27 protein-coding genes are annotated in these 25,354 nt (G+C 45.1%); 14 read left to right on the top strand and 13 right to left on the bottom strand.

The features are described from left to right. Window positions 1-90 precede the first annotated feature (90 nt). Complete coding sequence (locus tag J4N44_RS25060) at window positions 91-1,782, top strand: L-lactate permease (RefSeq protein ID WP_005452915.1); 1,692 nt, start codon at window positions 91-93, stop codon at window positions 1,780-1,782. A gap of 291 nt (window positions 1,783-2,073) precedes the next feature. Beyond that, window positions 2,074-3,213, top strand: a complete 1,140-nt coding sequence (lldD, locus tag J4N44_RS25065; protein ID WP_005452916.1) for an FMN-dependent L-lactate dehydrogenase LldD — start codon at window positions 2,074-2,076, stop codon at window positions 3,211-3,213. Window positions 3,214-3,279: 66 nt separating this feature from the next. Here lldD and J4N44_RS25070 read toward each other — a convergent pair whose 3' ends face one another. Beyond that, a complete protein-coding gene (locus tag J4N44_RS25070; protein WP_005452917.1) occupies window positions 3,280-3,627 on the bottom strand; it encodes a helix-turn-helix domain-containing protein in 348 nt (115 codons plus the stop codon). 349 nt (window positions 3,628-3,976) lie between these two features. Here J4N44_RS25070 and J4N44_RS25075 point away from each other — a divergent pair, with 349 nt between their 5' ends. The 5 genes from J4N44_RS25075 (at window position 3,977) to fusA (ending at window position 10,666) form a co-directional block, all read left to right on the top strand. After that, window positions 3,977-5,080 carry a mechanosensitive ion channel family protein gene (locus J4N44_RS25075; RefSeq protein ID WP_029788240.1) on the top strand — a complete coding sequence of 368 codons (1,104 nt, stop codon included), beginning with the start codon at window positions 3,977-3,979 and terminating at the stop codon, window positions 5,078-5,080. Window positions 5,081-5,250: 170 nt separating this feature from the next. Then, window positions 5,251-6,135, top strand: coding sequence for a LysR family transcriptional regulator (locus J4N44_RS25080; RefSeq protein WP_252045376.1), 885 nt, complete (start codon window positions 5,251-5,253; stop codon window positions 6,133-6,135). A gap of 179 nt (window positions 6,136-6,314) precedes the next feature. Further along, window positions 6,315-7,319, top strand: coding sequence for an N-acetyltransferase DgcN (dgcN, locus tag J4N44_RS25085; RefSeq protein ID WP_252045377.1), 1,005 nt, complete (start codon window positions 6,315-6,317; stop codon window positions 7,317-7,319). Window positions 7,320-7,345: 26 nt separating this feature from the next. Then, window positions 7,346-8,332 (top strand): N-acetyl-D-Glu racemase DgcA, encoded by a 987-nt coding sequence (gene dgcA / locus J4N44_RS25090; protein ID WP_252045378.1) that lies wholly within the window; start codon window positions 7,346-7,348, stop codon window positions 8,330-8,332. Window positions 8,333-8,641: 309 nt separating this feature from the next. Continuing rightward, window positions 8,642-10,666, top strand: a complete 2,025-nt coding sequence (gene fusA, locus J4N44_RS25095; RefSeq protein WP_252045379.1) for an elongation factor G — start codon at window positions 8,642-8,644, stop codon at window positions 10,664-10,666. Window positions 10,667-10,739: 73 nt separating this feature from the next. Here the strand turns inward: fusA and J4N44_RS25100 are convergent, their stop codons facing one another. From J4N44_RS25100 to J4N44_RS25115, 4 genes are all read right to left on the bottom strand, one after another. Next, window positions 10,740-10,934: a hypothetical protein gene (locus tag J4N44_RS25100; RefSeq protein WP_009697894.1), complete on the bottom strand. Its 195-nt coding sequence runs from the start codon at window positions 10,932-10,934 to the stop codon at window positions 10,740-10,742. A gap of 101 nt (window positions 10,935-11,035) precedes the next feature. Further along, window positions 11,036-11,242, bottom strand: coding sequence for a (Na+)-NQR maturation NqrM (nqrM, locus tag J4N44_RS25105; RefSeq protein ID WP_005452936.1), 207 nt, complete (start codon window positions 11,240-11,242; stop codon window positions 11,036-11,038). After that, entirely contained in the window at window positions 11,242-11,739 is a 498-nt protein-coding gene (locus tag J4N44_RS25110; protein WP_005452938.1) for a NifB/NifX family molybdenum-iron cluster-binding protein, read from the bottom strand. The genes nqrM and J4N44_RS25110 overlap by 1 nt, the downstream gene beginning before the upstream one ends. After that, window positions 11,736-12,026, bottom strand: a complete 291-nt coding sequence (locus tag J4N44_RS25115; RefSeq protein ID WP_005452940.1) for a DUF134 domain-containing protein — start codon at window positions 12,024-12,026, stop codon at window positions 11,736-11,738. Before J4N44_RS25115 ends, J4N44_RS25110 begins: the two co-directional genes overlap by 4 nt. A gap of 341 nt (window positions 12,027-12,367) precedes the next feature. Between J4N44_RS25115 and J4N44_RS25120 the strand changes: the two genes are divergently transcribed. The 3 genes from J4N44_RS25120 to J4N44_RS25130 all read left to right on the top strand — a co-directional run bounded on the left by J4N44_RS25120 (window position 12,368) and on the right by J4N44_RS25130 (window position 15,582). Then, a complete protein-coding gene (locus tag J4N44_RS25120) occupies window positions 12,368-13,360 on the top strand; it encodes an ABC transporter substrate-binding protein (RefSeq protein ID WP_005452943.1) in 993 nt (330 codons plus the stop codon). A gap of 88 nt (window positions 13,361-13,448) precedes the next feature. Beyond that, window positions 13,449-14,348 (top strand): ABC transporter permease, encoded by a 900-nt coding sequence (locus tag J4N44_RS25125; RefSeq protein WP_029788247.1) that lies wholly within the window; start codon window positions 13,449-13,451, stop codon window positions 14,346-14,348. Then, window positions 14,341-15,582, top strand: a complete 1,242-nt coding sequence (locus J4N44_RS25130; protein ID WP_009697898.1) for a quaternary amine ABC transporter ATP-binding protein — start codon at window positions 14,341-14,343, stop codon at window positions 15,580-15,582. Before J4N44_RS25125 ends, J4N44_RS25130 begins: the two co-directional genes overlap by 8 nt. Before the next feature lie 69 nt (window positions 15,583-15,651). Here the strand turns inward: J4N44_RS25130 and J4N44_RS25135 are convergent, their stop codons facing one another. After that, window positions 15,652-15,867: a hypothetical protein gene (locus J4N44_RS25135; protein WP_005452947.1), complete on the bottom strand. Its 216-nt coding sequence runs from the start codon at window positions 15,865-15,867 to the stop codon at window positions 15,652-15,654. A 198-nt stretch (window positions 15,868-16,065) separates the two neighbouring features. Between J4N44_RS25135 and J4N44_RS25140 the strand changes: the two genes are divergently transcribed. Beyond that, complete coding sequence (locus J4N44_RS25140; RefSeq protein WP_005452949.1) at window positions 16,066-16,575, top strand: copper resistance protein NlpE; 510 nt, start codon at window positions 16,066-16,068, stop codon at window positions 16,573-16,575. A 176-nt stretch (window positions 16,576-16,751) separates the two neighbouring features. On the opposite strand, the gene J4N44_RS25145 is transcribed toward J4N44_RS25140, so the two are convergent. The 3 genes from J4N44_RS25145 to J4N44_RS25155 form a co-directional block, all read right to left on the bottom strand. Continuing rightward, window positions 16,752-18,419: an ABC transporter substrate-binding protein gene (locus tag J4N44_RS25145; protein ID WP_045486354.1), complete on the bottom strand. Its 1,668-nt coding sequence runs from the start codon at window positions 18,417-18,419 to the stop codon at window positions 16,752-16,754. Between the two features lie 144 nt (window positions 18,420-18,563). Then, window positions 18,564-19,178 (bottom strand): outer membrane beta-barrel protein, encoded by a 615-nt coding sequence (locus J4N44_RS25150; RefSeq protein WP_045486351.1) that lies wholly within the window; start codon window positions 19,176-19,178, stop codon window positions 18,564-18,566. A 167-nt stretch (window positions 19,179-19,345) separates the two neighbouring features. Next, entirely contained in the window at window positions 19,346-20,230 is an 885-nt protein-coding gene (locus J4N44_RS25155; RefSeq protein ID WP_005452955.1) for a LysR substrate-binding domain-containing protein, read from the bottom strand. A 94-nt stretch (window positions 20,231-20,324) separates the two neighbouring features. On the opposite strand from J4N44_RS25155, the gene J4N44_RS25160 reads away from it, so the two are divergent. Next, the gene (locus J4N44_RS25160) at window positions 20,325-21,230 is read left to right on the top strand and encodes a DMT family transporter (protein WP_252045380.1); all 906 of its coding nucleotides are present in this window, start codon (window positions 20,325-20,327) and stop codon (window positions 21,228-21,230) included. Between the two features lie 121 nt (window positions 21,231-21,351). Here the strand turns inward: J4N44_RS25160 and J4N44_RS25165 are convergent, their stop codons facing one another. After that, a complete protein-coding gene (locus tag J4N44_RS25165; protein WP_252045381.1) occupies window positions 21,352-22,011 on the bottom strand; it encodes an alpha/beta hydrolase in 660 nt (219 codons plus the stop codon). Between the two features lie 295 nt (window positions 22,012-22,306). On the opposite strand from J4N44_RS25165, the gene J4N44_RS25170 reads away from it, so the two are divergent. Beyond that, complete coding sequence (locus J4N44_RS25170) at window positions 22,307-23,398, top strand: substrate-binding periplasmic protein (RefSeq protein WP_252045382.1); 1,092 nt, start codon at window positions 22,307-22,309, stop codon at window positions 23,396-23,398. 81 nt (window positions 23,399-23,479) lie between these two features. Here J4N44_RS25170 and J4N44_RS25175 read toward each other — a convergent pair whose 3' ends face one another. The 3 genes from J4N44_RS25175 to J4N44_RS25185 form a co-directional block, all read right to left on the bottom strand. Then, window positions 23,480-23,998 (bottom strand): glycine zipper 2TM domain-containing protein, encoded by a 519-nt coding sequence (locus J4N44_RS25175; protein ID WP_252045383.1) that lies wholly within the window; start codon window positions 23,996-23,998, stop codon window positions 23,480-23,482. 220 nt (window positions 23,999-24,218) lie between these two features. Further along, window positions 24,219-24,566 (bottom strand): GlpM family protein, encoded by a 348-nt coding sequence (locus J4N44_RS25180; RefSeq protein WP_009699273.1) that lies wholly within the window; start codon window positions 24,564-24,566, stop codon window positions 24,219-24,221. Window positions 24,567-24,584: 18 nt separating this feature from the next. Then, window positions 24,585-24,944 (bottom strand): hypothetical protein, encoded by a 360-nt coding sequence (locus J4N44_RS25185; RefSeq protein WP_005452972.1) that lies wholly within the window; start codon window positions 24,942-24,944, stop codon window positions 24,585-24,587. A 227-nt stretch (window positions 24,945-25,171) separates the two neighbouring features. Here J4N44_RS25185 and J4N44_RS28230 point away from each other — a divergent pair, with 227 nt between their 5' ends. Then, window positions 25,172-25,354 (top strand): hypothetical protein, encoded by a 183-nt coding sequence (locus tag J4N44_RS28230; protein ID WP_005452974.1) that lies wholly within the window; start codon window positions 25,172-25,174, stop codon window positions 25,352-25,354.

A 25,354-nucleotide genomic window follows, 5' to 3' on the forward strand; every position in this document is an offset into this window, starting at 1 on the left:
AAATTCACGCCAAATTAACAAAACCATTACAACAAAAATCATCTCTACAGCATAAAGCCGTTCGAGAAGTCAGCGTACGAGGATGTACCAATGAGTGAAACCCTACTTGCCCTTGTGGCGTTTTCGCCAATTGTTGTCGCCGCCATATTATTGGTTGGTCTCAACTGGCCTGCTAAAAAAGCTATGCCTGTTGCGTTCGGTCTAACCGTCGCTATCGCCCTAATGTTTTGGGATATGTCAGCTACTCGCGTACTGGCCTCTGTATTCCAAGGGTTAGGAATTACTGTCTCTGTTCTATGGATCGTGTTCGGTGCCATCTTCTTGCTCAACACTTTAAAACATACCGGAGCAATCACGACTATCCGCAATGGATTTACTGATATTTCGGCAGACCGTCGAGTGCAAGCCATCATCATCGCTTGGTGTTTTGGTTCATTCATTGAGGGTGCATCGGGGTTCGGTACACCTGCAGCTATCGCAGCACCACTATTGGTTGCGATTGGTTTCCCTGCTCTTGCAGCGGTCTTGATGGGCATGATGATCCAATCAACACCAGTATCATTTGGCGCGGTTGGTACACCAATCATCGTGGGTGTGAATAAAGGTCTAGATACACACAACATTGGTGAAGCACTTGTCGCACACGGTTCAACGTGGGATGCCTACCTGCAACAAATCACCGCAAGTGTGGCAATGATTCACGCGACCGTTGGCACGCTAATTCCTGTACTAATGGCAATGATGCTGACTCGCTTCTTCGGTAAAAACAAGAGCTGGAGCGAAGGTCTAGACATTCTGCCATTTGCACTATTTGCTGGTGTTGCTTTCACCGTTCCTTACGCACTTACAGGCGTGTTCTTGGGTGCAGAGTTCCCATCACTCATTGGTGGTCTAGTGGGTCTAGCCATTGTGGTTACCGCGGCGAAGAAAGGCTTCCTTGTTCCAAAAACAAAATGGGATTTCGAAAGCGAAGATAAATGGCCAGCAGAATGGCTCGGCTCTCTAAAGATCAATCTGGATGACAACCCAGGCAAACCAATGAGTCTGACCAAAGCATGGGCTCCATACGTACTACTAGCGATTATCCTCGTAGCAAGCCGTGTGAGCCCTGAGTTCAAAGGTCTACTTAAGAGCGTAAGCCTTTCGTTTGGTAATATTCTTGGCGAGACAGGCATCAGCACAGCGATTCAACCTCTATACCTTCCTGGTGGCATCCTAGTCTTCGTAGCATTGCTTGCGGTTCTTCTACAAGGTGGTGGTGCGAAATCATTGGGTAAAGCGTTTGGCGAATCGAGTAAGACGTTAATTGGTGCAGGTTTTGTTCTTGTGTTCACCATTCCTATGGTTCGCATCTTCATTAACTCAGGTGTCAACGGTGCAGATCTCGCAAGTATGCCAGTAACCACGGCAAACTTCGCAGCAGACCTAGTTGGCTCAGCATTCCCGGCGTTGAGTGCTACCGTTGGTGCCCTTGGTGCATTCATCGCCGGCTCTAACACAGTGTCGAACATGATGTTCAGCCAATTCCAGTTCGAAGTAGCACAGACACTGACCATCTCAAGTGCCATTGTCGTGGCTCTACAAGCGGTAGGCGCAGCTGCGGGTAACATGATTGCTATCCACAACGTGGTTGCTGCATCCGCAACCGTTGGCCTGTTAGGACGCGAAGGTGCAACGCTACGTAAGACGGTAATTCCAACGTTCTACTACCTCGTGGTAACTGGCATCATCGGTCTGATTCTAATTTACGGTTTCCAAATCACCGACGCTTTAATGAATTAATAATAAATGCAGGGCTTCCCCCGCCCTGCTCTTTCTCTGGTACATCGGTCTGCACTACTACCCCGACACTTTTGGTGTGGCTTGCTGCATCAATCCCCCGACCGATGTACCAGTCTTTTTCAGTGCAGATAATTGATTGTTCAGTGTATGGAATCCACCACAGCTCAATCACTTATCTATACTCTATTCTGACGTCGACTGCCGAAAGGATGGCAGTCAGTGGAACACTGACAGAGCAGGTGCTCATTGACTCAGGACGCAATCTTAGAATAACAGCCAGGACACACTATTATGATTATCTCTGCTTCTACAGATTACCGCGCTGCTGCGAAAGCCAAGCTGCCTCCATTTCTTTTCCATTACATTGATGGTGGTTCATACGACGAGCGCACGCTGAAACGCAACACCGATGATTTAGGTGATGTTGCGTTGCGACAACGTGTTCTGCGTGACATGAGCGATCTAAGCCTAGAGACTGAGATCTTCGGTGAGAAACTTGCTATGCCAATCGCACTTGCTCCTGTTGGTCTTACTGGTATGTACGCAAGACGTGGCGAAGTACAAGCCGCGAAAGCCGCAGAAAAGAAAGGCATTCCTTTCACCATGTCAACGGTATCCGTTTGTCCTATTGAAGAAGTCGCACCTGCGATCGAACGCCCAATGTGGTTCCAACTGTATGTTCTAAAAGACCGAGGCTTTATGAAGAACGTACTTGAGCGCGCGAAAGCGGCAGGTGTAACGACACTGGTTTTCACCGTAGATATGCCAGTTCCAGGTGCTCGTTACCGTGACATGCACTCTGGTATGAGTGGTCCAAATGCGGCGATGCGCCGAGTATTCCAAGCCATGCGCCATCCAAGCTGGGCACTGGATGTCGGTGTATTAGGTAAACCTCACGACTTAGGGAACATTTCTACTTACCGTGGCGAACCAACGAAGCTGGAAGATTACATTGGCTGGCTCGGTGCAAACTTTGATCCTTCGATTTCTTGGAAAGATCTAGAGTGGATTCGTGACTTTTGGGACGGACCAATGGTCATCAAAGGCATCCTAGACGAAGAAGATGCAAAAGACGCAGTTCGCTTCGGTGCAGACGGTATCGTTGTATCCAACCACGGTGGGCGTCAACTTGACGGTGTCCTTTCGACAGCGAAAGCTCTGCCTAGCATCGCAGATGCAGTAAAAGGTGACCTAAAGATTTTCGTCGACTCCGGTATCCGCACTGGTCTGGATGTCGTTCGTATGTTGGCGCTTGGTGCTGACTGTACGTTGCTTGGTCGCTCTTTTGTTTACGCCCTAGCGGCACAAGGCGGTGCGGGTGTTGAAAACTTGCTTGATTTGTATGACAAAGAGATGCGCGTAGCGATGACACTCACTGGCGCAAAAACTATCGCCGATCTGTCGCGTGATTCTTTGGTGAAGATTCCATAGACCTTGCCGACTCTCCCCCTAACAAAAAAGCGAGCTCAATGAGCTCGCTTTTTTTAGAAATTTGAATTAGCGGACGTGATGTTCGTATTCAATCACCACTTGGTTGCCTTCAATAAAAACGTTACGAATGTCGCCGTCTACGGTCACTCTGTTTTGTAAGTAAACCGAACCAGAACCCGATACATCGCGTTCGGTCATTGATGGGATAACTTGTCCGGGACGAACGTGCAATTGCTCACATAACTGCTTAACAAAGCCCAAAGTCAACGGTGCGTTACCGCGTAACAACGAAGAGAACTCATGTAGACTTAAACCTAGACGTTTTGCCATCTCCATTTGGGTAAGGTGCATTTTTGCTTTTTGCGACATCCAAATGTCGTAGAGCGCATTTCGGTCTAGCTCTGTAAATTCCATGGTTCATCTCCGCATTTCAAAGTGACCTTAAAGTCTCATATTTAAATGTGATAAATGTTAGCGATGAGTCAAAGAACCTACAATTGATGGTTCGTATGGTAGTGCTTATCTTTCAATCTACGAGTTCTATCACATCTCATAGGTTGATTTACTCATACTTTACATTTCGTCATACCTATCATCATCTTGAATTAATATAAAAGTCATTAATGCCAATGTAAACAGCAAAACATCCCTGTTACAACACAACGAGACTTTGTCACTTTCGTTCCGCCTCATCATTTTTCTAGGGCGAATTGGTAAATTCTGCTACCTTTCCCCCATTGTTCTATAAAAAGAAACTTTACTTATGCCACAGTGGTTTACAGAACTTCAAACTTACGTCATGGCTAACCACCAAGATTGGAGCAGCAGCGTTTTATTTATCACGATAGCCAGCTTCTTTGCTTGGATTGCTTGGCGTGTCTTGCATTCGCGCCTCGCGATTCTTGTAGAGAAAACCCCCTTCCATTGGGATGACCTTTTATTAGAAGCGTTAAAAACCCCCGTCAGCACACTCATTTGGTGTTGGCCCGCTACGGTATCAATCGGCATTGTTTTGCAAAGTGAGTTAGGCAACGAGTTCAACTGGCTTAGCACACTCAAACTCATCCTAGTGATCAGCATATTAGTTTGGATAGTGATGCGTCTTATCACTAATGTTGAAGACTATGTACTGGAACAGAAAACTCGTGATGAAACCACGGTGCAAGCGATCGCCAAAGTCGCGCGCCTGTTCTTCATCGTGATTGGTGTGCTTACCGTCATGCAAGCATTCGGGCTTAGCCTTTCTGGTTTGCTAACCTTTGGTGGCGTCGGTGGTTTGATTGTCGGTTTAGCAGCAAAAGACTTACTGTCCAACTTCTTTGGCGGCTTAATGATTTACTTCGATCGCCCATTTAAAGTTGGCGATTGGATTCGCTCGCCAGATCGTAAAATCGAAGGCACTGTTGAACGTATTGGATGGCGCATGACCAGTATCCGTACTTTCGATAAAAGACCGCTCTATGTACCAAACTCAGTGTTCAGCAATATCGTCGTAGAAAACCCATCGCGCATGCTAAATAGACGCATCTTTGAAACGATAGGATTACGTTATGATGATGCAGAAAAAGTACCCGTCATCATCGATGCAGTACGTGAAATGCTACAAAACCACAAAGATATTGATACGCGCCAAACTCTGATTGTGAACTTTGATTCGTTTGGAGCTTCCTCACTAAACTTCTTCATTTACACCTTCACTAAAACGGTGAACTGGGTGCGTTACCATGAAGTGAAGCAAGATGTGTTACTGCAAGTAATGGCGATCATTAAAGAACACGAAGCGGACATCGCATTCCCAACTCAAACGCTCAAACTCGATCCAATTCAAATGGCGAAAGCACAAGCTCAAGAAGAGCAAGGCTACTAGCGATGCAGACTGCCGTCATCTAACGATGGCTTATCGAATAAGGACCAAGCCCCGGACGTTATGCTGGGGCTTTCTTTTTATCTATAGGACAAGTTCGAGCAAGTATTGTTAAAAAGCGTAGGAATTGGATAAGCTAGCTTCAAGCTCAAACGAATGAACAGGACAGCGCAGTGAATTTAAGACAATTGGAAGTCTTTTACGCCATCATGCAAACCGGAACCGTTTCTGGTGCCGCGCGCTTATTGCATGTATCGCAACCCAATGTCACTCGGGTACTTGCCCACACGGAACAACAACTTAGCTTTGCCCTGTTTGAGCGCGTCAAAGGCCGCTTAGTACCGACCCAAGAAGCCAAAGCCCTATTACCAGAAGCCGAGAAAGTCTACCAACAGCTTGGGCTATTTCGTTCCCTCACCAGTAAAGTGAAACAAGGCACTCAGCACTTGAGAGTCGGAGCACCTCCTGTCTTAGCTTCCCAACTGCTTGCTCCAACGGTTGCTGCACTGTCGAAGCAACAAGGCATCTCATTTGAACTATTAACGGCAAACCGTGATGAGCTGTGTTCAGGCTTACTTAAGCACGAATTGGATGTGGCGATTGCCTTCGGTGAAGAAGCGCCACCCGCAATTTTGAGTGAGGTGTTACTCAAGCAACAACTTGTTCTGATTGCGCCAAAAGAAGCGCTCAGTTCAACTGAGGACTCGGTATCGTTTGATGATTTGATTCAGCACGAATTGCCAATCATCGGCTTGGACAGTCGAGACCCACTCGGTTTGTTGCTTCATCAAACACTCTCGGCACGCGACGAACATTATCACCACGCTATCACAGTACGCAGTTACGCCGCTGCTGCTGAACTGGTCAAACACCATGCCGGCTTTGCGATTGTCGACCCATGGACAGCAAAACAGTATCAAGATGATGAATCGGTAAGCGTGCGCTCACTTTCTCCTGCGCTGTCATTTTCAATCTCTATCATGTTTGCGGAACATACACCGCAATCCATTTCGACCAAGCTTTTTATTGATTCACTTAAGCGACATGTGAATCAGTAAGTTAGCACTCACCTTACCCTATAACCTCAAGTTATAGACGCACAACAAATAGGCATTCGGCTTCCCTCTTCAAACTGGCTACATTGTTTGAAAACGCCATTACTTGAACGTATTGGTTAAAAACGTCTTGTTTGAAAACGTACTGTTTAAAAACATACAGAATGACAGAGGGAACCATCATGCAAATTGCTCAACCTTACTTACTTTTTCTTGGTGACGTCACCGATCCATTAGCCGCAAAAACTGCGCGCGGTATCCATCAATGGCGCCCAGAGATTTGCTTAGGGCAGCTTCGTCTTACGTCAGAAACCGTTTCATTAGGTTTAACCGATATGACGCTGCAACAGGCTCAGCAGCAAGGCGCAAAAACGCTCGTCATCGGCACAGCAAACCCTGGTGGTGTTATTCCTGAATCATGGCAAGCGACGTTACTAGAAGCGGCGGAAATGGGGTTTGAAATCGCCTCAGGTATGCACCAACGTCTTTCTGAATTCGCTCCTTTAGATGACTTACAACAACGTGGCTTAACCAAGTTACACGATGTACGCCATTACGGTGCCTCGCTCAAAGTGGGTAATGGTAAAGCGCGCTCGGGGAAACGCTTACTAACGGTTGGCACCGACTGCTCGGTTGGCAAGATGTTCTCTGCCCTCGCGATTGAGAAAGCTTTACAGCAATCTGGTTGTAACGCTGAGTTCAAAGCCACAGGTCAAACGGGCATCTTAGTCGCGGGCAGTGGTATTTCGATTGATGCGGTTGTCGCGGACTTTATCTCTGGTGCAGTGGAAGCCATTAGCCCTGAGTTTACTGACCACGAATGGGACATCATTGAAGGGCAAGGTTCACTGTTCAATCCCTCTTTTGCGGGCGTGAGTTTAGGCTTGCTTCACGGCGCACAAGCGGACGCTTTGGTATTGTGTCACGAGATCGGTCGCCCACACATTCGCAACCTTCCTCATGCGAAATTGCCAACGATTGAACAAACCATCGAGGCAAATTTACAAGCAGCACGTTTAACAAACCCTGACACACAACTTGTTGGAATCTGCTTGAATACCTCTGCAATCAGTGAAGATGATGCCGCACAGCTTTGCCAAGAATGGACGGAGAAATACCAAGTGCCCGTAACCGATCCTGTGCGTTTTGGCGTAGAGCAAATTGCTCAACAGATTATTGCGATTTAAGTTGCGATTTAAGGATTGTAGACGCGATGAAAATTCATGTAGAGCCCGTCACCATTGCAATGGCGACGCCTTTCCGTATATCCCGTGGCAGCCGAACCGAATGTCACGTGGTGCGCGTAACCGTAGAACAAAATGGCATCAGTGCCCAAGGTGAATGTACGCCTTACCCTCGTTACGGCGAGTCGGTGGAATCGGTAATCAAAGCCATTTCTCAAGCCGCTCATGAACTGCAAGGTTTGTTTGCCAAAGGTGACGCGAACATAGTCTCCCTCAGAGAAAAACTACAAACTCTTCTCCCTGCCGGTGCGGCACGTAATGCGCTCGACTGCGCGATGTGGAACTTACAAGCCAAACTCGCAGGCAAGCAACATGCCCAAGATCTATTTGAATTGCCAACATCGATTGTTACTGCGATGACCGTGTCGATTAACACGCCAGAGGCAATGGCAAACCAGACCCGCAACTACATCGAACAAGGCGCAAAACTACTTAAAGTGAAGCTCGATGGCGAACAAGTGATTGAACGTGTTCGCACAGTTCGTGAAGCGGCAGGCGATACGATGATCGTGCTGGATGCAAACGAAGCATGGCAAGAGCTGGATTTAGACGCCACGTTTGCCGCGTTAACGCCACTGAATATTGCGATGATTGAGCAGCCTTTACCCTCGAATGACGATGACAAGCTAAAAGACATTTCGCACCCAATTCCACTTTGTGCCGATGAAAGTTGCCATACACGCCAACAATTGCATGAATTGGTAGGCAAATACGAAATGGTCAACATCAAACTCGACAAGACGGGTGGTCTTACCGAAGCCTTATTGCTTGCAGAAGAAGCGAAACACCTTGGTTTTACCTTGATGTCCGGTTGCATGTTAGGCACTTCATTGGCGATGCGTGCAGCGCTACCCATCGCGGTCCAATCGAAAGTGGTTGATTTAGATGGTCCGATTTTACTGGGTCAGGATATTGAGCCCGCTTTGGTATATCGAGAAGGAGAAATCGTTCTGTAAAGAAGCGATGATAACCCCATCACCGATTTCATGACCTAGATTAAAAAACAATCACCATCAGCATGAAATAAGTCACATAAATTACGAGGTTATTACGGCATGCTAACACGGTAGTAACCTCTAATGCGCTTTTTCAGCAAGGTGGTGGTTGTATGTATAGAGTCATCCGAAAAATGACATGGAAGACGAACAGGCGGTAAACCCGCCCTACTCCAATGCAGTTCGTACCTGATATCAGGTTTGCTTTGGAACCGTTGATTTGCCGATAACGGCTCACTCGGTTTCGCACGTCATTTGCAAGGAGGCTCTATGCCTATCAATAAGATCCGCAACGTCGCCTTTGTCGGTCAAACGGGTACCGGCAAAACCACACTGATAGAAAAACTGCTCTACACCTGCCAAGCCACTAGCCATTTAGGGTGTGTGGAAAAAGGCGATACGGTGACCGATTTCGACCAACAATCCATCCAATATCAACACAGTATCGAAGCCACACCAGTCGCACTAAGTTGGAACAAACACCGACTCAATATCATCGACACCCCCGGACAAAATGAATTACTCGGACGCACACTCAGCGTGTTCCCTGCCGTTGAAACTTCCGCGTTGATCATCGACCCACAAATGCCTATCAACCAAACTTCTGACCGCTTGTTCGCCTTTGCTAAAGAGCAGCAAAAGTGCCAGATGATCATCATCAACAAGCTCGACAATCACGGCAACCAACTTGAAGCCGTGATGGAAAATATCATCGAGCACTTTGGTGATAATTGCTTACCAATCAACTTACCTTCAGCCGATGCTCAATCGGTGGTGGATTGCTATTTCGAACCAGAGATCGAACGCGACACTTTGCTCGCTAAAGTCGAAGAAGCGCATGAAACCTTGATAGACCAAGTGATTGAAGTCGATGAAGAGCTGATGGAACTGTATCTCGAACAAGGCTCAGAACTGACAGCAGAACAGCTGCATGATCCGTTTGAAGAAGCATTGAGAACCGGACACGTAATTCCCATCTGCTTTGTGTCGTCCGAAACAGGCGCGGGGGTAGAACTGCTGCTGAGAACTCTCGCGGAAATCATGCCGATGCCAAATGAAGGCAACCCACCGCTGTTGGAGAAAAACGGCAAGAAGGTCAAAGTAAACTGTGAAGCACTTGAGCACAGCGTGGCGCATGTGTACAAGATCAGCGTCGATCCTTACATGGGTAAACTCGCTTATTTGCGTGTTTACCAAGGTGAAATCAACGCAGGCAGCCAACTCTACATTGGTGAAAGCAACAAAGCGTTCAAAGTTGGTCATCTTTACCAGTTGCAAGGCAAAGACAGAACGGAGATCCCAAGGGCGCTTGCCGGCGATTTCTGTGTGCTCGCCAAAGTGGATGAGTTGGAATTTGATTCCATTGTTCATGACTCTCATGAAGAAGATGGCGTACAACTCAAAACCCTCAACTTCCCAGATTCGATGTACTCACTGTGCCTCAAGCCCGTTAAGCGTGGCGACGAGCAAAAGCTTGGGGATGTGCTGAATAAAATCGCCAGCGAAGATCCTTCTCTTCGAATCGAACATCGTGCACGCACCAATGAAACCATCATCAGCGGTCAGGGTGAATTCCACCTCAAAGTAGCGCTTGAGAAAATGTCTGCAGTCTACAAACTGGAAGTGGAAACCAGCCAGCCAAGCGTCGAATACTTTGAGACCATAACCAAACCAGCAGAAGGCCACTATCGTCATAAGAAACAAAGCGGCGGCGCGGGTCAATTTGGTGAGGTGCAATTAAAAGTACGCCCACTCGAACGCGGTGCGGGCTTCAAGTTCATTAATAAAGTGGTTGGCGGCGCGATTCCTACTGCACTCATCCCAGCAGTGGAAAAAGGCATTGTTCAGGCATTGGAAGAAGGGGCGATTTCTGGTAACCCAATCAAAGATGTCGAAGTGACCGTTTACGATGGTAAATACCATTCGGTTGACTCGAAAGAAATCGCGTTTGTCATCGCAGGTAAGAAAGCCTTCTTAGATGCGATCAACAACGCAGACCCGATTGTGCTCGAACCGATTGTTCAAATGGAGCTTCATATTCCAACCGCGAATGTGGGGGATGTATCCGGCGATTTATCTGGTAATCGTGGGCTGATTGAAGGCACAGAACCTATCGATGCGAACTTCACTATGTTAAGAGCCAAGTCTCCGGTCAACGAGTTGCAAGATTATGCTCGTCGTCTGCGCTCAATTACTGGCGGTGAAGGCAGTTTTAACATGACACTCAGCCATTACGAACCAGCGCCACCAGCAGTACAAAAACAGGTCTGCAACGAAGCGACGCAGCAAAGCTAAGACTTGACACATTTCACTTCACCAACAAAAAACGCCCTCGAAACTTGAGGGCGTTGTTGTATTCAGTTGAGGTCTATTTGTCTAACGACATACCAATATGTTCAAGCTTGGATTGGAACTGTTCAACACTGTCGGCTTTATAGGTAGGAGAACCGTTAAAATAGCGCGGCTTTTCTGGCAACATCGCGTTCTTGAGTTCTTGTTCCTGATCGACATTGTCATGGTACACCGTTACACGGTTTGGGATATCCTGCTTCATAAATGCCATTTTGGTTCTCCTTTGTTAAGACGAATCTTAAGCGTAGAACTGAACAAAAAATGCGCAAAAACTCATCATTAAAAATTTGATCTTCTAGACAATATTAGGATCTATTGACCTTTCGAACTTGGCTCTTGGATCTGATAGAGGCGGCGTTCATTCTCTGCGCAAGTAGTCTCACAGTTACACACTTTGTCAACGCCGACGTTATTCAAGCCACCGCAACTGCCTTGAATGCGTTTATTGTGAAAGATCACGCCCAGTGACATCAACAAAATGATGGCTAAGAACCCAAGAAAAGTGAACAACCAAACCATTACTTCACCTCTTTCACGTAAGAAGAAACCAATGCTTTAAGTTTAGTTGGGCGCAACGTCATGAGTGTGTTTTTTGATTGAGATTGAGGATTGATCAATAGCGAAGGCGCTTTTTTGCTACCACAGCCACCGCAACCACCTTTTTTGACGTGATTGGTCGAAGGGCGACCTTGCGTCGCAACCGTTAATGGCGATCTAGGCACACCCATTACATCATCCAGTGAACTGCGAGTCGATAGCTTAAAGACTTGTTTACCACTGCTCAAAAGCTTACCAAGCGCACGTTCCCCAATGTTGCGAACCAACACTGCATCCACATGATATTCTTGCAAAGATTGAATAAGTTGAGATTTTGCTTTACACCCAGCTTGTGGCATAGAAGCAATATTAGCTAGGTTTTTCAACAGCCCTTCCGTGTCGGAATAAATCGCAATGTATGGGGCTTTTACAAAATGATTGGCGACACGTTCGCCGTCATTCGGAATAGCGTAAATCATGAGTTTGACTCCTGGTCAGGAAAAACAAGTGCATGACCCTCAACTAGGCTTTTCGCGACTTTAAAACGCGCGCTTTTAACCGTATTACCAAAGGTCTGGCGAGAGACTCCCATTTGGTCGGCAGCTTGCTGCTGGCTCAATCCTTCCAGATCGGCTAATCGCAATGCCTCTAGTTCTTCTGGCAATATGTTGACTTTCTCCAGCTCATAAAACGGTACGCCATTGGGCTTAAAACAATGGTGTGCTGCACGTCCACATATGCGTCTTTCTATTTTTGGTCTCGCCATCACATCCTCTCTACAAAACGCCTTAACCTTACGCTCGTTTATGGCATATGCCAATTATAGTTTTTAGCATATGCCAATATCTTAGTTTGCAAAAATCGTATTTATGGCGAAATATTCGTTAGACATCTAATAATAATGCAACAGTACATACAAACCACCATACGATTCATTGACATGAGTCGATAAAAAACCTTTCATTTCTGTGGCTATTTTCATCAAAAATTCACCAACACTTTCACGCTCATTAATAAACAAAGCTATAATTCACCTAACACATTAGTTTGAACACTAATGATTAATTAGTTACCCTAAGTGAGCAATTTAGAGAAAGGAAACTCAATATGACGTACAAAACTCCCTTACTACTAGCGATTGGTGCGCTAGCAGCGACCAACGCAAACGCAAGTGAGTGTGGAACGGTTACCATTGCAGATATGAACTGGAACTCTGCAACACTGATTGCCAACGTGGACCGTTTTATTCTTGAGCACGGCTACGGCTGTGATGCCGAACTCATCCCTGGCGACACCATGCCAACTGGCACCTCAATGATCGAAAAAGGACAGCCCGATGTGGCACCAGAGCTTTGGAGTAACAGCCTTAAAGATGCACTAGATAAAGGTGTTGAAGAAAAGCGCCTACGCTATGCAGGTAAAGCACTCGTCGATGGCGGTGAAGAAGGTTTCTGGATCCCTGCCTACCTTGTTAAACAATACCCTGAAATGAAAACCATCGAAGGTGTGAAAAAACACGCGAAGCTGTTCTCTCATCCAGAAGACAAAGCAAAATCGGCATTTTACAGCTGCCCAGCTGGTTGGAACTGTCAAATCAGCGCCGGTAACCTTTTCAAAGCGATGGACCTTGCCGGATCAGGCTTTGATATTATCGACCCAGGGTCAAGTGCAGGTCTGTCTGGCTCAATAGCAAAAGCCTACGAACGTGAAGAAGCCTGGTTTGGTTACTACTGGGCACCAACTGCGGTTCTCGGTAAGTACGATATGGTGAAAGTGGATTTCGGTAGCGGCGTTGATGAGAAAGAATTTGTCAGCTGTACGACACAAGCTGATTGCGAAAATCCAAAACCAACCATGTACCCACCTTCACCGGTTCACACCATTACGACTGAAGAGTTTGCTTCACGCTCTCCGGCTGCATACAACTACTTCACTAAACGTGGTTTCACCAATGCAGACATGAACCAATTGCTGGCTTGGATGGAAGACAACCAAGCGGACGGTGAAGAAACCATGTTCCATTTCCTAGAAAACTACCCACAGATCTGGACCGCATGGGTTCCTCAAGACGTAGCTAAAAAAGTGCAAGGTGCACTGTAAGACTTAGACGTTTCGTAAATGGTATAGGAATACCAAAATTGTTGTATGCCGAGGCTCATTTGGGTCTCGGCAAGAAAAGGAAGTAAACATGTCTGACTCGAATTGGCTTAGCGAATTCCCAGAAATGGATCGCTCAGATCTCAGAGCCATCCGCAAAACCTTAGATGGTGCCTACCGCGATTTCTCTCGCGAATATGGCGACCTTATTGAATCATTCTTCGATCCTCTTCTCTCATTTCTCGTTTGGTTCGAAAAACTCCTCATTTCTACACCATGGATGATCATCCTTGGTGTATGTACCGCGTTGGTTTATGCCGCAAGCCGATCGTGGAAACTGGCTGTCGCGTGTTTCGTGTCATTAATCCTGATTGGGTACTTTGGCATGTGGGAAGACACGATGCGGACGCTCAGCATCATCACGGTGTGTACCATGCTCGCCATTGCGCTCGGCATTCCTATCGGTATTGCCATGGCTCGCTCCAATCGCGTGCAATCCGTCGTGACACCACTGCTCGACGTGATGCAAACCATGCCCGCGTTCGTCTATCTGATTCCGGTCGTTATGCTCCTTGGTATCGGTAAGATCCCAGGTTTGATTGCTGTTGTGATCTACGCGATTCCACCAGTCATTCGTTTAACCAACTTAGGCATTCGACTCGTAGATAAGGAAGTTCTTGAAGCCGCCACCGCCTTTGGTGCAAGTAACAAGCAACGCTTAATCGGCGTACAATTACCTTTGGCAATGCCAACCATTATGGCCGGTATCAACCAAACCATCATGATGGCACTTTCTATGGTTGTTATCGCTTCTATGATTGGCGTTAAAGGCTTAGGTCAGCCAGTATTAAAATCAATCACCAACCAGTATTTCACCCTTGGTCTGCTTAACGGCCTAGCAATTGTGGCACTGGCGATTTTGTTTGACCGAGCGTCGCAAGCTTACGCGAAGCGAACCCAAGCACACTTAGGAGATCTGAAACATGACTAAGCCACTTATTGAAATTAGCGGGCTGTATAAGATCTTCGGACCAAAGCCAAAAACAGTGATTGAGCGAGTAAAACAAGGTCAGAGCAAAGACCAAATTCTGGCTGATACGGGTCATACCGTTGGTTTAAAAGACATCAATCTGCAAATTAACAAAGGCGAAATCTTCGTTATTATGGGGCTATCTGGCTCTGGTAAGTCGACCATGATTCGCCACTTCAACCGTTTAATTGACCCAACCATGGGGCAAATCTTAGTTGAAGGCGTCGACGTAATGCAGCTGTCACCAAAAGAGCTAGAAGAGTTTCGCCGCCATAAAATGTCGATGGTATTTCAACGCTTCGGTCTTTTGCCCCATCGTACTGTGGTTGACAACGTAGCTTACGGCTTGGAAATCCAAGGCATCAAAAAAGAAGCGCGTCTTGCGAAAGCCAATGAATGGTTGGAGACAGTTGGTCTGAAAGGTTACGAGAACCAATACCCTGCGCAGCTTTCTGGTGGTCAGCAACAACGTGTAGGCTTGGCTCGTGCACTGGCGACTGACGCCGAGATCCTATTGATGGATGAAGCGTTCTCGGCACTCGATCCTCTGATCCGTAGCGAAATGCAAGATCAGCTGATTGAACTGCAAGAGAAGCTACATAAGACCATTATCTTTATCACTCACGATTTGGATGAAGCGCTTCGCTTGGGTGACCGTATCGCTATTTTGAAAGATGGCGAATTAGTACAACAAGGTTCTCCAGACGAGATTCTGCTCCACCCTGCCGATGAATATGTAGAGGCCTTCGTGAAGGACGTAAACCGAGCACGCGCTCTGACGGTTGAAACCGTGATGCAGCCACCAGCTTATCGCATTGCAGCGACAACCATTGAAGAAGCCCTTGTTGAGATGAAACGCGTGAAACAAGACTACGCGTACCACGTGACCGATGATGGCTATCAAGGAGTGGTTACCAAAGAGAGCTTGCTAGATGCTGCGAAAACCAATGCAGCACAAGAGCTGGCAGAAGAGATCTACGAAGAAGTGCCTGTTGTCTCTCCTGATTCCGTAATTGAAGAAGTACTTCCAGACACCATGTCTTGTGACTACTCACTGCCGGTTGTGGATGACGAAGGTAATCTGCAAGGTGAACTGGAACGTAGCGCCGTGGCTGAAATCTTTACTGATAATACCGAAGAGGAGTCTCCGTCAAAGGAGGTCAAAACACCACCCGCAATGGATAAAGCATCCTAATACGCAAAAGGCTCATCAGATGATGAGCCTTTTTTATCTGGTGGCGGTTTAAAAATTGCGCTACGAAAGTCAAAACATAAACACAAGGAACACAACCAACAGAAAAATACCAAAATAGCTGATGCGTATTCGCATCGCTTTCGACATTGGTTTGTGCGGACGCTTGCCTAAAGTGATAATCGACAGCCCGATATAACCGGTGCAATAACTCAATCTCCACAGGAAAATTTCGATAATAATAGAACGAACAATTGCTCGAAGAACGACTGTAACCAATTCTTCCATTTTCTTCTCCTATCCCTTTTATTTGCAAATCACTGACGTTAAAGATTTTTTCTTACAGAGGTCGTTCAATGGTTTGCTTTGTTCTGACGCAGGTTTAGGAAACAAGTCTATTATTATCACGGTATACCTAAGTGACCTTAGCATACATGCAACGAGATTACTTTGGTATATCAACTTGTTGATTTAGAGAGGAATAAAATGAAAAAGACACTATTAGCACTCACTGGTGCGGTCGTTATTCTAGCAGGCTGTCAGGATGAGAAACCAGCAGAGACAACTGCGGTTGACATTCCTCAGGCCTCAGAAGTTGAAAGCACCGTTGATGCAACACCGATTGAAGAAGAGCAAATGATCACGACAGATACCTTTGTAGATTCTGGTCACAATGCGCAAAATTCGCTGGATTGGAACGGCATTTACAAAGGCAAACTTCCTTGTGCAGATTGCGCGGGTATCGATACAACGCTAACCCTTAACGAAGACGGCACTTATACATTAGTAGAGCTGTATGAAGGCAAAGAAAGCGACCCAATCAAATCAGAAGGTAAGTTCACTTGGAATGAATCAGGCAACACCATTACATTGGTTGATGAGTCTGGTCCAAACCAGTACTTCGTTGGTGAAAACATGCTAATGAAGTTGGATATGAACGGCGAAAAAGCGACTGGCGAACTGGCTTCATTTTACAACCTGAGCAAGATGCCTTAATACGGTATAACCATTTAATCTAGTCCTGATAAAGACCAAATCCGAGCCTCCCCCGCTCGGATTTTGTTTTTTAAAGCTACCATTGATGACTGAAATTGTTAACGCACGCCACGTTAAATCAGCAGAATATTGACACTATGACTCGCTAATTTCCGAACAACTATTAATATTATCAGCTAGCTACTATGAGTAATCCAAAGCCTGTGTAAGTCGCTATAACCAGTATTTTTTACTTGCACACCGTGCACTTGTTGCGTTTTCGTCACTTCTTCGTAGCCAACAAATAGAGGCAAACAAACATATTGCTCGCGCAACTCTTTTTCTACGTTTAGTAGCGATTGTAAAACTTGTTCACTGGCTATAGCCTCATTAACTTTACTCCTCAAACTACACATTTGACTTTCATCAAAACTAAAACGTAGACCTGTTGCTATCAAAAGCCACTCAAATACACCATATTCAAACGGCGCTTCTATAACTTCTTCAATAAGCAGCAAATCAGCTTGGTGAGAAACTGATTCCGGAAAGCTAATATCATCGATAACAATAACCTCCAACTCTAAGCCTGTCGTTTGAATAACCTTGTGTAGCCATCTAGAATGTTGAATCAAGCTGGGTATTGTCCACACCGGTTCAGCAAGCACTACTTTTCCTTGTAGCAACGGCGGTGTAATTACAGAGCTTGATATCGGTTCATGCTCTTCAACATCTAAGCAAATGCTACCAACAGAGCTATCAGGATCATAAATTCGCTTTTGCATGCCAATATAATCAGCGAGTTGATGCCAATCTTTTTGCGTAAGTTTAGAATCAGCTCGCTTACGGTAAGTTAAATATGAAAATGCATTGATCTTCTCAACTTCAACAAGATCAGAGGTTTGGTTAAAACTCAACATATTCCATGTATTAGAATCACCATGAGATAATGTAATTTGATCCAAAAGTGCTCGAACTGAGAAATATTCTTTATGAACTTGGAGAGTGATACTTTGCTTATTCCAAGCACTGATATTAAACCTTCCTGTACCAATGTGATAACTTTTACCAGACTCGAAAAAAGAAACATCTCGACACAATATGGAAGCATGAGGGGTGGTAAGCATGTAAGGAAATAGCTTGTTTGGATATTTTAGGTGTATTTTTAAACAACTTGATGTCTCCGCAACCACACGGTCAATGCATTGCCAAAGTTCTTTAACTGGTCCATCGGCTTCCTTAAGCCTATTCAAGCTCCAAACGACATCTTGGATATTAAGAAGCTCACCGTCATGACGATAGATACCAGGTCTCAGCCATAGCGTCATCACCGTGCCTTCCATTTTCCAGGCATGTGCTAAGGAAGGCTCAACAACACCGTCGGAGTCTTGCGTCAACAAAACATCATAAACACTCTTAACGATGTGCAATTCAGTGTGTCTATATGTGCGAGTAGGATCGATGGTTGAAACCCAAGGGTATGAAGAGATAAGAACTGCATTCTTTGACTCATTTAGTTGGTTCACTTTTTCAGATGCTACGGTTAACGCTCTAACTGCAGTCTGACCAAACCAATCAATGAGTTTGGTTATGGAGCTCACCTTCCCCTTACCAAGCTCCTCAACCAAAAATTCGGTGATTGCTTGTTGAAGTGAAACAATGATATTTAAGCTATTCTGATTGCCTCTTCCAATCGCAGGCTGCCACTCAACCCAACCGTACATTGCAAGTTTTTTCATCACAATTGAAACATTGCGTCTGGAGGTAAAAATCACAACTTCCAACTCAGCCAACGTAACTCGATACTGTTGATATGGCTCAAAGTGTTTTAAAAGCAGCTCTAAATATCTAAGATTTACATCGACCACAAGGCTTCCCGAAACGTTATTCAAAATAAATAAAAATAGCGTAGGAAGTTTAACCAGAAAACTTCCTACGCTAGGTCTAAGCTAATGCATTTCTAAAATTAGAATTACTAACCATTACGCTAATGGCGATAACAATAAGCACTATTAAAAACGGTAGTTCATACCTACAGAGAAAACACTAATGTCGGCCTCAACGGTGGCTTTATCGTTTCCAGCTTTTGCAATTTCAAGCTCTGGTCTCATGTACTCCCATTCAACCTGTAATGCGAAATTTTTCGTAATCGCAAACTCAGCCCCTAAGCCATACATACCAGTGACAGTACTATCAGATAAGGTAGTGTACCCTGAGCTACCATTAATAACAGAATTACTTACTTTAAGCTCTGCGTTAAAATAAGAAAGGCCCGCTTTAGCAAAAAGGTTGAAACGATCTCCAATTGGTAATGTCGCTTTTGGTTGGATAGATAAAAACTTCATATCACCAACTGTCACAACCTTACCGTCTAATGCGTCATAACCACCAATAGCCCCTTCCAGAGAGATGTATTCGTTGAACTTGTATCCGCCAAATACCTTACCCGAAAGACTACTATCATCTTCCGGTTTAAGCTTCATGCTGGCATTCTGTCCTCCCTCACTGATTGATCCATGAACATCACCAAATGATGCTTGACCTACTGATGCACCAATGTATGGAGCTGCGTTTGCAACAGAACATGTTGCAAGGAGAGCGGTCATTAACCATGTTTTTTTTAACATTTTACTTCACTGCCTGTTTAATTATGTAGATTATGTTCAGCCCTTCCTTAAGCAAATTATGCTATCCATTTCGTTAGGTTTGAAAACCAAGTCGATATTAGTGAATAAAAAATCAATAAAACACGAAATAATTACCCGCTTTTTTTCTACTTTTCATAATTCAATACTTACAAACACTGCTGTTTAAGCCAGTTAGTCAACTTGATGATTTCAGGCTGGCGAGCACGATTCTTCTTATGTACAAAGTAAAAGCTATCCCCAGTTTCTAAGCCGTGAGAGGGGATATAAACCAAGTCTTGAGCCTTATCCCGTTCATTCAACATAAAGTCATTGGCAAACGTAATGCCTTGGTCATAGCGAGCAGCTTCGATAGCCAGCAGCATGTGACTGAAGTGCTGCATATCAATATCTTTTGGCAACTCAAACCCACCGGCTTTGCACCACTCTGACCAATCTTTACCGCGCTCACGATAGATAGAATCAGTCGAAAGAATCGGATAGTGCCAGAGTGCATTCGGCATTGGTTGGTCTTGAATTTCTTTCCAGATATTGAGGCTACATACCGGATACAAAGTCTCATCATATAAACGCACAGCCATGTAATTACGCTTAGGCTTCTGCACTGTGATAAAACAGTCACCAACGCTGTCGGTTTGTTCTGGATCTCCTGCAACCATGTTGAGCGTAAGATCAATTTCCGGATGCTGACGCTTGAAGTCCGCCAATCGTGGGATTAACCATTTCACCGCCAGCGAGCTGTAAATTGCCAAGCGTAGACTGCCCTTTTCGCCTTCACGCACTTTTTGACTCGCCATCGCAATGGCACTAATAGCAGGACTGATATCTTCAAGATAACGAAAGCCAGTATCCGAGAGCGATAACTTACGCCCCTGACGAATGAACAGGGCTTCACCAAGGTAGTCTTCTAATATACGAATCTGATGACTCACCGCACTTTGCGTCACGTTGAGCTCCTCTGCTGCAAGGGAAAAGCTCAAATTACGAGCAACGGATTCGAAACAGTGAACCGCTCTAAGAGGTGGCAATTTCATTATCTAAAAATCTCATACTTAAACTAATAAATATCATTTCACTTCATCCTATGACATCACCTACTCTTTGGCAAAGAATGAGGAGAGGAATAACGTGAAAGTCACATCTGTCGGCGCAGCCATGCTGCTATTAATTGTTGGTAACCTAATTGCGGTGCTCTCAGACGCTTTGATCAAAAGCGTCGGTAATGAGGTGCCGGTTTTTCAGTTTGTGTTTTACCGACAATTGTCAGCTGTGATGATGTTATTACCCGTGTACCTACTCACTAAACAAGCCCCATTAATGGAAGGCTTTAAATGGCATGCGGTTCGTGCGCACGTTTGGTTAACTGGTGCGATTTTTATGGTGTTTGCCATCTCATCAATGCCACTCGCGACCGCGAATGCGATCTTCTATGCCGCACCTTTAATCATGTTGCCACTGGCAGCCATCTTCTTTGGAGAGAAGCTTTCTGCACAATCTATTGCGGCAGCAGTGATGGGATTTGCAGGTGTACTTGTGATTATTCGTCCTGATCAGATTGATTGGGCGGCGCTATCGGCATTGGTAGTCGCAGTCACTTTGGCGATCAACAACCTGCTAATTCGGAAGTTACCGAAGAACCAATCCGTACCACACACACTTTTGATGACGAATCTAGCCGGTATGCCTGTATCACTCTTGTTGGTGTTTATCGAGGGCGAAGTATGGGATTGGAGCTCATTCCCTGTAGCAGCAGGTTCAAGCTTATTCATCATGATTTATGCAGCAACCTGCGTGTTGGCTTATCGCTCTATCGATAGCAACAAAATTGCTAGCGCAGAATACAGCGGCTTAATTGGTGCCGTGATCGTTGGTTTGATTTGGTTCGGTGAAGTGCCAGATATCTTTATGGCAATCGGCACGGTAATGATTGTCGTGCCTCTGATTTGGCTATCCAAACGAGAACGCCGCAAACAAAAGCAAGCGCAAGCCGCCAAACTCGCAGAAGAGCAACATCACCGAGCCCCTGCAGCGTAAGTATCTAAAAAGCCGAGCGTTCATCGCTCGGCTTTTGTATTTTAGTATCCGATATTCATGCTCGCTTCTGAAATTCGGTCTATGCACAGACATCAACACAACACCCGAATTGTCGTTGCCCTTAATTACTTGTAGAAGAGGTGATCTTACCTAGCCCGTACAGCGTGATTTCTCGCTCATTCATATTGTAGATATTGTCAGCCGATGCTGCGTTTATAGTGAAGTAGTAAAAGCCTTCTGGGTCGGGTAATCCCATTTTTCTGTAGTAATCAATGTATGGCTGATGATATTCGTGACCAACAGGAAAGTCTGTGGCAACGTCATCCCCAGCTCCCCAAGAATGCACTCCGATCGTCGCCCCACTTTCTATCGTTCTATTCACGCCAGCTACAAACAAATCTGTACCACCAGAGGCTATTTCTCCATCAGCAGCAATGTAAGAATCTAAATGGCTTGCACGTACTTGATAAGCGAGCTCTAGGTTTGCATCATCATCAGCAGAGCCATCAATACTAATAAACTTAAGTAGTTTAATCTCTGGGTGCTTTTTCATCATACGTTCAAATGCAACAGGTGACCCTTTACAAACGACCCCTTGTAATTCTGCCACATCCCCCTTAACTGCAAAGGACAGACTAGGTTCATCTGGAAACAGTTGATCTCCACATTGTGATACAAACAAATTAGGTGCATTAGCTGGAGTAGAAGAATGGCTTTGTCCTTCGATACCACAGCCTGTCAACGCAATCAGAATAATCATCGTCAGTGTTTGTTTTTTCATCACTACTCCAATAAAACATCATTCAATAAAGAGACAAATTTTAAACAAAAAAACAGCCTCTTCTATCGATGCTTACATACGCTTACAGACTCTCCCAACGCTCGTCTCGCAGTTAACGTCATCGAACTTGAAATTCAATGAAGCGTTGCCTGCTATAGTTAAAACAGTAAATAACAAAATTAAGGCAGTATTGAATTCATCATTACCTCTCGGAAACTCTCAACACTCGGGCTTTTTTGTGCAAGAAATCGCTCTTGATTCAATTCAGCGCTGCCACTTTTTTGAGGGTCTGCGCATGCAAATTGGTTTGAAAACCACACTTCAATTCCTTGTAATTACAACATGTTTGCTTCTTTCTTTACTGACTAGTTCCTCTAACGCTTCTCCGCTTAAGGTCGGGACTTACCCATGTCCTCCTTTTGTTATTGGTTCTGTTGACAGTGATTTGAACGGTCTCAGCATTGAATTATGGGAGCAAATTGCCAAAGAAATGAACGTCGAGTTTCGTTTTGAAAACCAACCTTTAGACGATCTACTCAACGCGATAGAAACAGAACAAATAGATATAGGTGTTTCATGTATTTCTATCACTCCAGAACGCGAACTGTTCGCTGATTTTTCTCATTCTTTCTACGAAACCCATCTCGCGATTGCGGTAAAAAACCAAGGCTATCTGCATACCTTGCAATCTATCTTTTTGAACCCGGCTTTGTGGCTCATCGTTGGTGCCATCATATTGGTAGCTGGCTTAGTCGGAGCATTTTTCTATGCGTTAGAAGAAGGGAAAAACGAAAAGCTATATTCAATGAAAAACAGAAGCGGTCGCTGGGTTGAAAGCTTTATTCTTGGCTTGCTGTTTATTACCCGAGGACCGTTTAACTACTTTGAATTTAAAAGCTTAACTGGGCGAATTGTGACGGTATTCATTGGTGTTTTCAGCATGCTTTTTATCGCCAGTATTACTGCTGTTTTGGCTAGCAAACTCACCCTTAGCCAAGGTTATTCACAAATCAAAGGTATCAATGATCTTGCCAATGTTGAAGTCGGTACCAAAACGACCACCACCTCTTCCTCGTTACTCACTAGCTTTGGCATTCGCCACAAAGACTATGCAGACATGACGGCGCTTTTAACTGCCTTAGACAAAGGTGAAGTCGAGGCGATTGTCGCGGATGATGTTGTGCTCAAATACATGATTGGCAGTAGCAGACTATCTGGGCAATTTGAGGATTTAGAAGTGTTGCCGTACCAACTAGAAAAACAGAACTATGGCTTCATCATCACAGAGAACAACCGTTATGAGGAAGAGATTAACCGCGCGCTGTTACAAATCCGTGAATCACGAAAGTGGCGTAAAACGTTGGTCGACTATTTCGCAGACAAGTAGTATTCACCACTATCTTCTAAAACGAAAAAAGCCCTTAAGTTCAATGAACAAAAGGGCTTATGTATTCAATCTAGTTGGCGATTATTGCGGTAGAACCACTTTACCATCTTGAATTGGGAAAGTTTTGCCTGCAGGTTTGCTCTTCATGCGCACAGTCGTTGGTGCACCTGCAATTTCATAAGTGACATCGTAACCTACTACTTTTTCTGAAGTAGTGTATTCAGTGTGACATTGTTTCTCTGTTGAAGTCACAACATCGCCCTTCTGCACATTGTCTTGAATTTCACGCCCCGCCATTGCACCGGCGATGGTTCCTGCCGCCGTTGCAATCACTTTGCCTGAACCACCACCGATTTGGTTACCTAGTGCAGCACCCGCCGCCGCACCGCCAACCGTGCCAAGGATCTTGTTGTTGTCTTTAGGTGCAACTTGATGCGTCACTACGACATCTTTACACACTTGATGTGGGTTCTTCACGGTTTCAGTTACCGCTTCAACAAGCGTAATGTTTGCTTCAGTTGGTGCAGGTGGCGTTTTGTCTTTACAGCCTGCCAGTACAGCAACCACTGCCGTCGCGATTGCGATAGATTTCATATTCATGGATTACTTCCCAGTACAGTTATCTTTGATTGGCGGTATAGTAAATCGTGAACTGTAATTCACATCAGGTAAAAACAAGCCCGAGGTCATTAGCAGGTTAAAAAACGGCGTTTTATAAACGGAATGTCAGGAGGTAATCTTGAAAAGGTCAATCGGAGCCAGATCACATCAATGCTGACTATGAATCGCCCAGCAACTACTAAGTCAGATTGAGCAAACTTTAAGCAACTACCATCCATCGAGTCCAAAAGGCGAGCAAAATCGATGCGAACATGACCCAAACCAGCGTCGCGGCTGTCAGTGTACCCACCAAGCTCAAGCGGTAGCTAAAGTAAAAGACAGACATCAGATACGCCGCATAAGGTATTAGAGAGTAGATACCGAACAGTGCGGTTTGGCGCAGTGCCTCCATATCTCGCTCGCTGCCCACAATAAAGTGCGCAATCAATGCGAAGGTCGGAAACAAAGGCACCAAACCTGCAATATAGAAGCTTTTTGATTTAGAGAGCATGGCAATGACGAGTACTGCCACCGCACCGAGTAACGATTTGAGAAAAAGACTGGTCATCAATATCTATCAAACCGTCTAAGCTAAACTCAAAAACAGCTCATCATCTGTCAGATATTTATGACGATGGCTTAGACTGCGTAAGTGCATAAACATAAAGTCAGGAAAACCTGGAGCAATGACGTTGTTTGGCTCCCAGAAGATGCCACCCACGAAAACGTAGCGGCCTTGCTTTTCATCATCATGCAAAGGGTTATTGATTGGTGTCGACAATTCAGCGCGGCATCCTTCAACTACACAGACGATTTGCCCTTTAAAAATGCCAATTACACGTTTAACAAGGTTCGCTTTTATTCCGCACTTCCATGCTTGGCGCGTTGCCCACTCATAACCGTGTTTGTTAATCGCTTTTTTCTGTAAATGCACAACCAAATTCATCGCTCATTCCCGAGTTGACCTTTGTTTGTACTATAACCAAATCGCCTTCTCGGTTTGCCGATTTTAATTTGTCGAAACCATAGAAGATAAAAATCAAGAAACGGGAGCTTTACAACAATTCGCCTTTTCCTTAACGAATTTTAGGATTTTTCTGACAATATAAAACAACTTCTGTTGCATAGAATGGCGTCATATTTATAAAAATAACGACAACAATAAGGTGACGTATGGCTTTTGATGACTATTGGAAGAAGGTTCGTGAAAAGCACTTAAAGAGTGCCAACTTAGAAGGGCTTATTGTTAAAAGAATACGAGCGAATACAGGCAGTAAGAGGCTCCCATATCGAACGAAGTGTGGCGCACTGTGTGAAATCAAGTACAACGAAGTGTGCGACAGTCAAAAAGAGTGA

Source organism: Vibrio sp. SCSIO 43155 (assembly GCF_023716605.1).
Taxonomy (GTDB): Bacteria; Pseudomonadota; Gammaproteobacteria; order Enterobacterales; family Vibrionaceae; genus Vibrio; species Vibrio harveyi.

Coding starts and splice junctions, on each gene's coding strand:
- J4N44_RS25060 (WP_005452915.1), top strand. CDS start 91: ATGAGTGAAACCCTACTTGCCCTTGTGGCGTTTTCGCCAATTGTTGTC.
- lldD (WP_005452916.1), top strand. CDS start 2,074: ATGATTATCTCTGCTTCTACAGATTACCGCGCTGCTGCGAAAGCCAAG.
- J4N44_RS25070 (WP_005452917.1), bottom strand. CDS start 3,627: ATGGAATTTACAGAGCTAGACCGAAATGCGCTCTACGACATTTGGATG.
- J4N44_RS25075 (WP_029788240.1), top strand. CDS start 3,977: ATGCCACAGTGGTTTACAGAACTTCAAACTTACGTCATGGCTAACCAC.
- dgcN (WP_252045377.1), top strand. CDS start 6,315: ATGCAAATTGCTCAACCTTACTTACTTTTTCTTGGTGACGTCACCGAT.
- dgcA (WP_252045378.1), top strand. CDS start 7,346: ATGAAAATTCATGTAGAGCCCGTCACCATTGCAATGGCGACGCCTTTC.
- fusA (WP_252045379.1), top strand. CDS start 8,642: ATGCCTATCAATAAGATCCGCAACGTCGCCTTTGTCGGTCAAACGGGT.
- J4N44_RS25100 (WP_009697894.1), bottom strand. CDS start 10,934: ATGGCATTTATGAAGCAGGATATCCCAAACCGTGTAACGGTGTACCAT.
- nqrM (WP_005452936.1), bottom strand. CDS start 11,242: ATGGTTTGGTTGTTCACTTTTCTTGGGTTCTTAGCCATCATTTTGTTG.
- J4N44_RS25110 (WP_005452938.1), bottom strand. CDS start 11,739: ATGATTTACGCTATTCCGAATGACGGCGAACGTGTCGCCAATCATTTT.
- J4N44_RS25115 (WP_005452940.1), bottom strand. CDS start 12,026: ATGGCGAGACCAAAAATAGAAAGACGCATATGTGGACGTGCAGCACAC.
- J4N44_RS25120 (WP_005452943.1), top strand. CDS start 12,368: ATGACGTACAAAACTCCCTTACTACTAGCGATTGGTGCGCTAGCAGCG.
- J4N44_RS25125 (WP_029788247.1), top strand. CDS start 13,449: ATGTCTGACTCGAATTGGCTTAGCGAATTCCCAGAAATGGATCGCTCA.
- J4N44_RS25130 (WP_009697898.1), top strand. CDS start 14,341: ATGACTAAGCCACTTATTGAAATTAGCGGGCTGTATAAGATCTTCGGA.
- J4N44_RS25135 (WP_005452947.1), bottom strand. CDS start 15,867: ATGGAAGAATTGGTTACAGTCGTTCTTCGAGCAATTGTTCGTTCTATT.
- J4N44_RS25140 (WP_005452949.1), top strand. CDS start 16,066: ATGAAAAAGACACTATTAGCACTCACTGGTGCGGTCGTTATTCTAGCA.
- J4N44_RS25150 (WP_045486351.1), bottom strand. CDS start 19,178: ATGTTAAAAAAAACATGGTTAATGACCGCTCTCCTTGCAACATGTTCT.
- J4N44_RS25155 (WP_005452955.1), bottom strand. CDS start 20,230: ATGAAATTGCCACCTCTTAGAGCGGTTCACTGTTTCGAATCCGTTGCT.
- J4N44_RS25165 (WP_252045381.1), bottom strand. CDS start 22,011: ATGAAAAAACAAACACTGACGATGATTATTCTGATTGCGTTGACAGGC.
- J4N44_RS25170 (WP_252045382.1), top strand. CDS start 22,307: ATGCAAATTGGTTTGAAAACCACACTTCAATTCCTTGTAATTACAACA.
- J4N44_RS25175 (WP_252045383.1), bottom strand. CDS start 23,998: ATGAATATGAAATCTATCGCAATCGCGACGGCAGTGGTTGCTGTACTG.
- J4N44_RS25180 (WP_009699273.1), bottom strand. CDS start 24,566: ATGACCAGTCTTTTTCTCAAATCGTTACTCGGTGCGGTGGCAGTACTC.
- J4N44_RS25185 (WP_005452972.1), bottom strand. CDS start 24,944: ATGAATTTGGTTGTGCATTTACAGAAAAAAGCGATTAACAAACACGGT.
- J4N44_RS28230 (WP_005452974.1), top strand. CDS start 25,172: ATGGCTTTTGATGACTATTGGAAGAAGGTTCGTGAAAAGCACTTAAAG.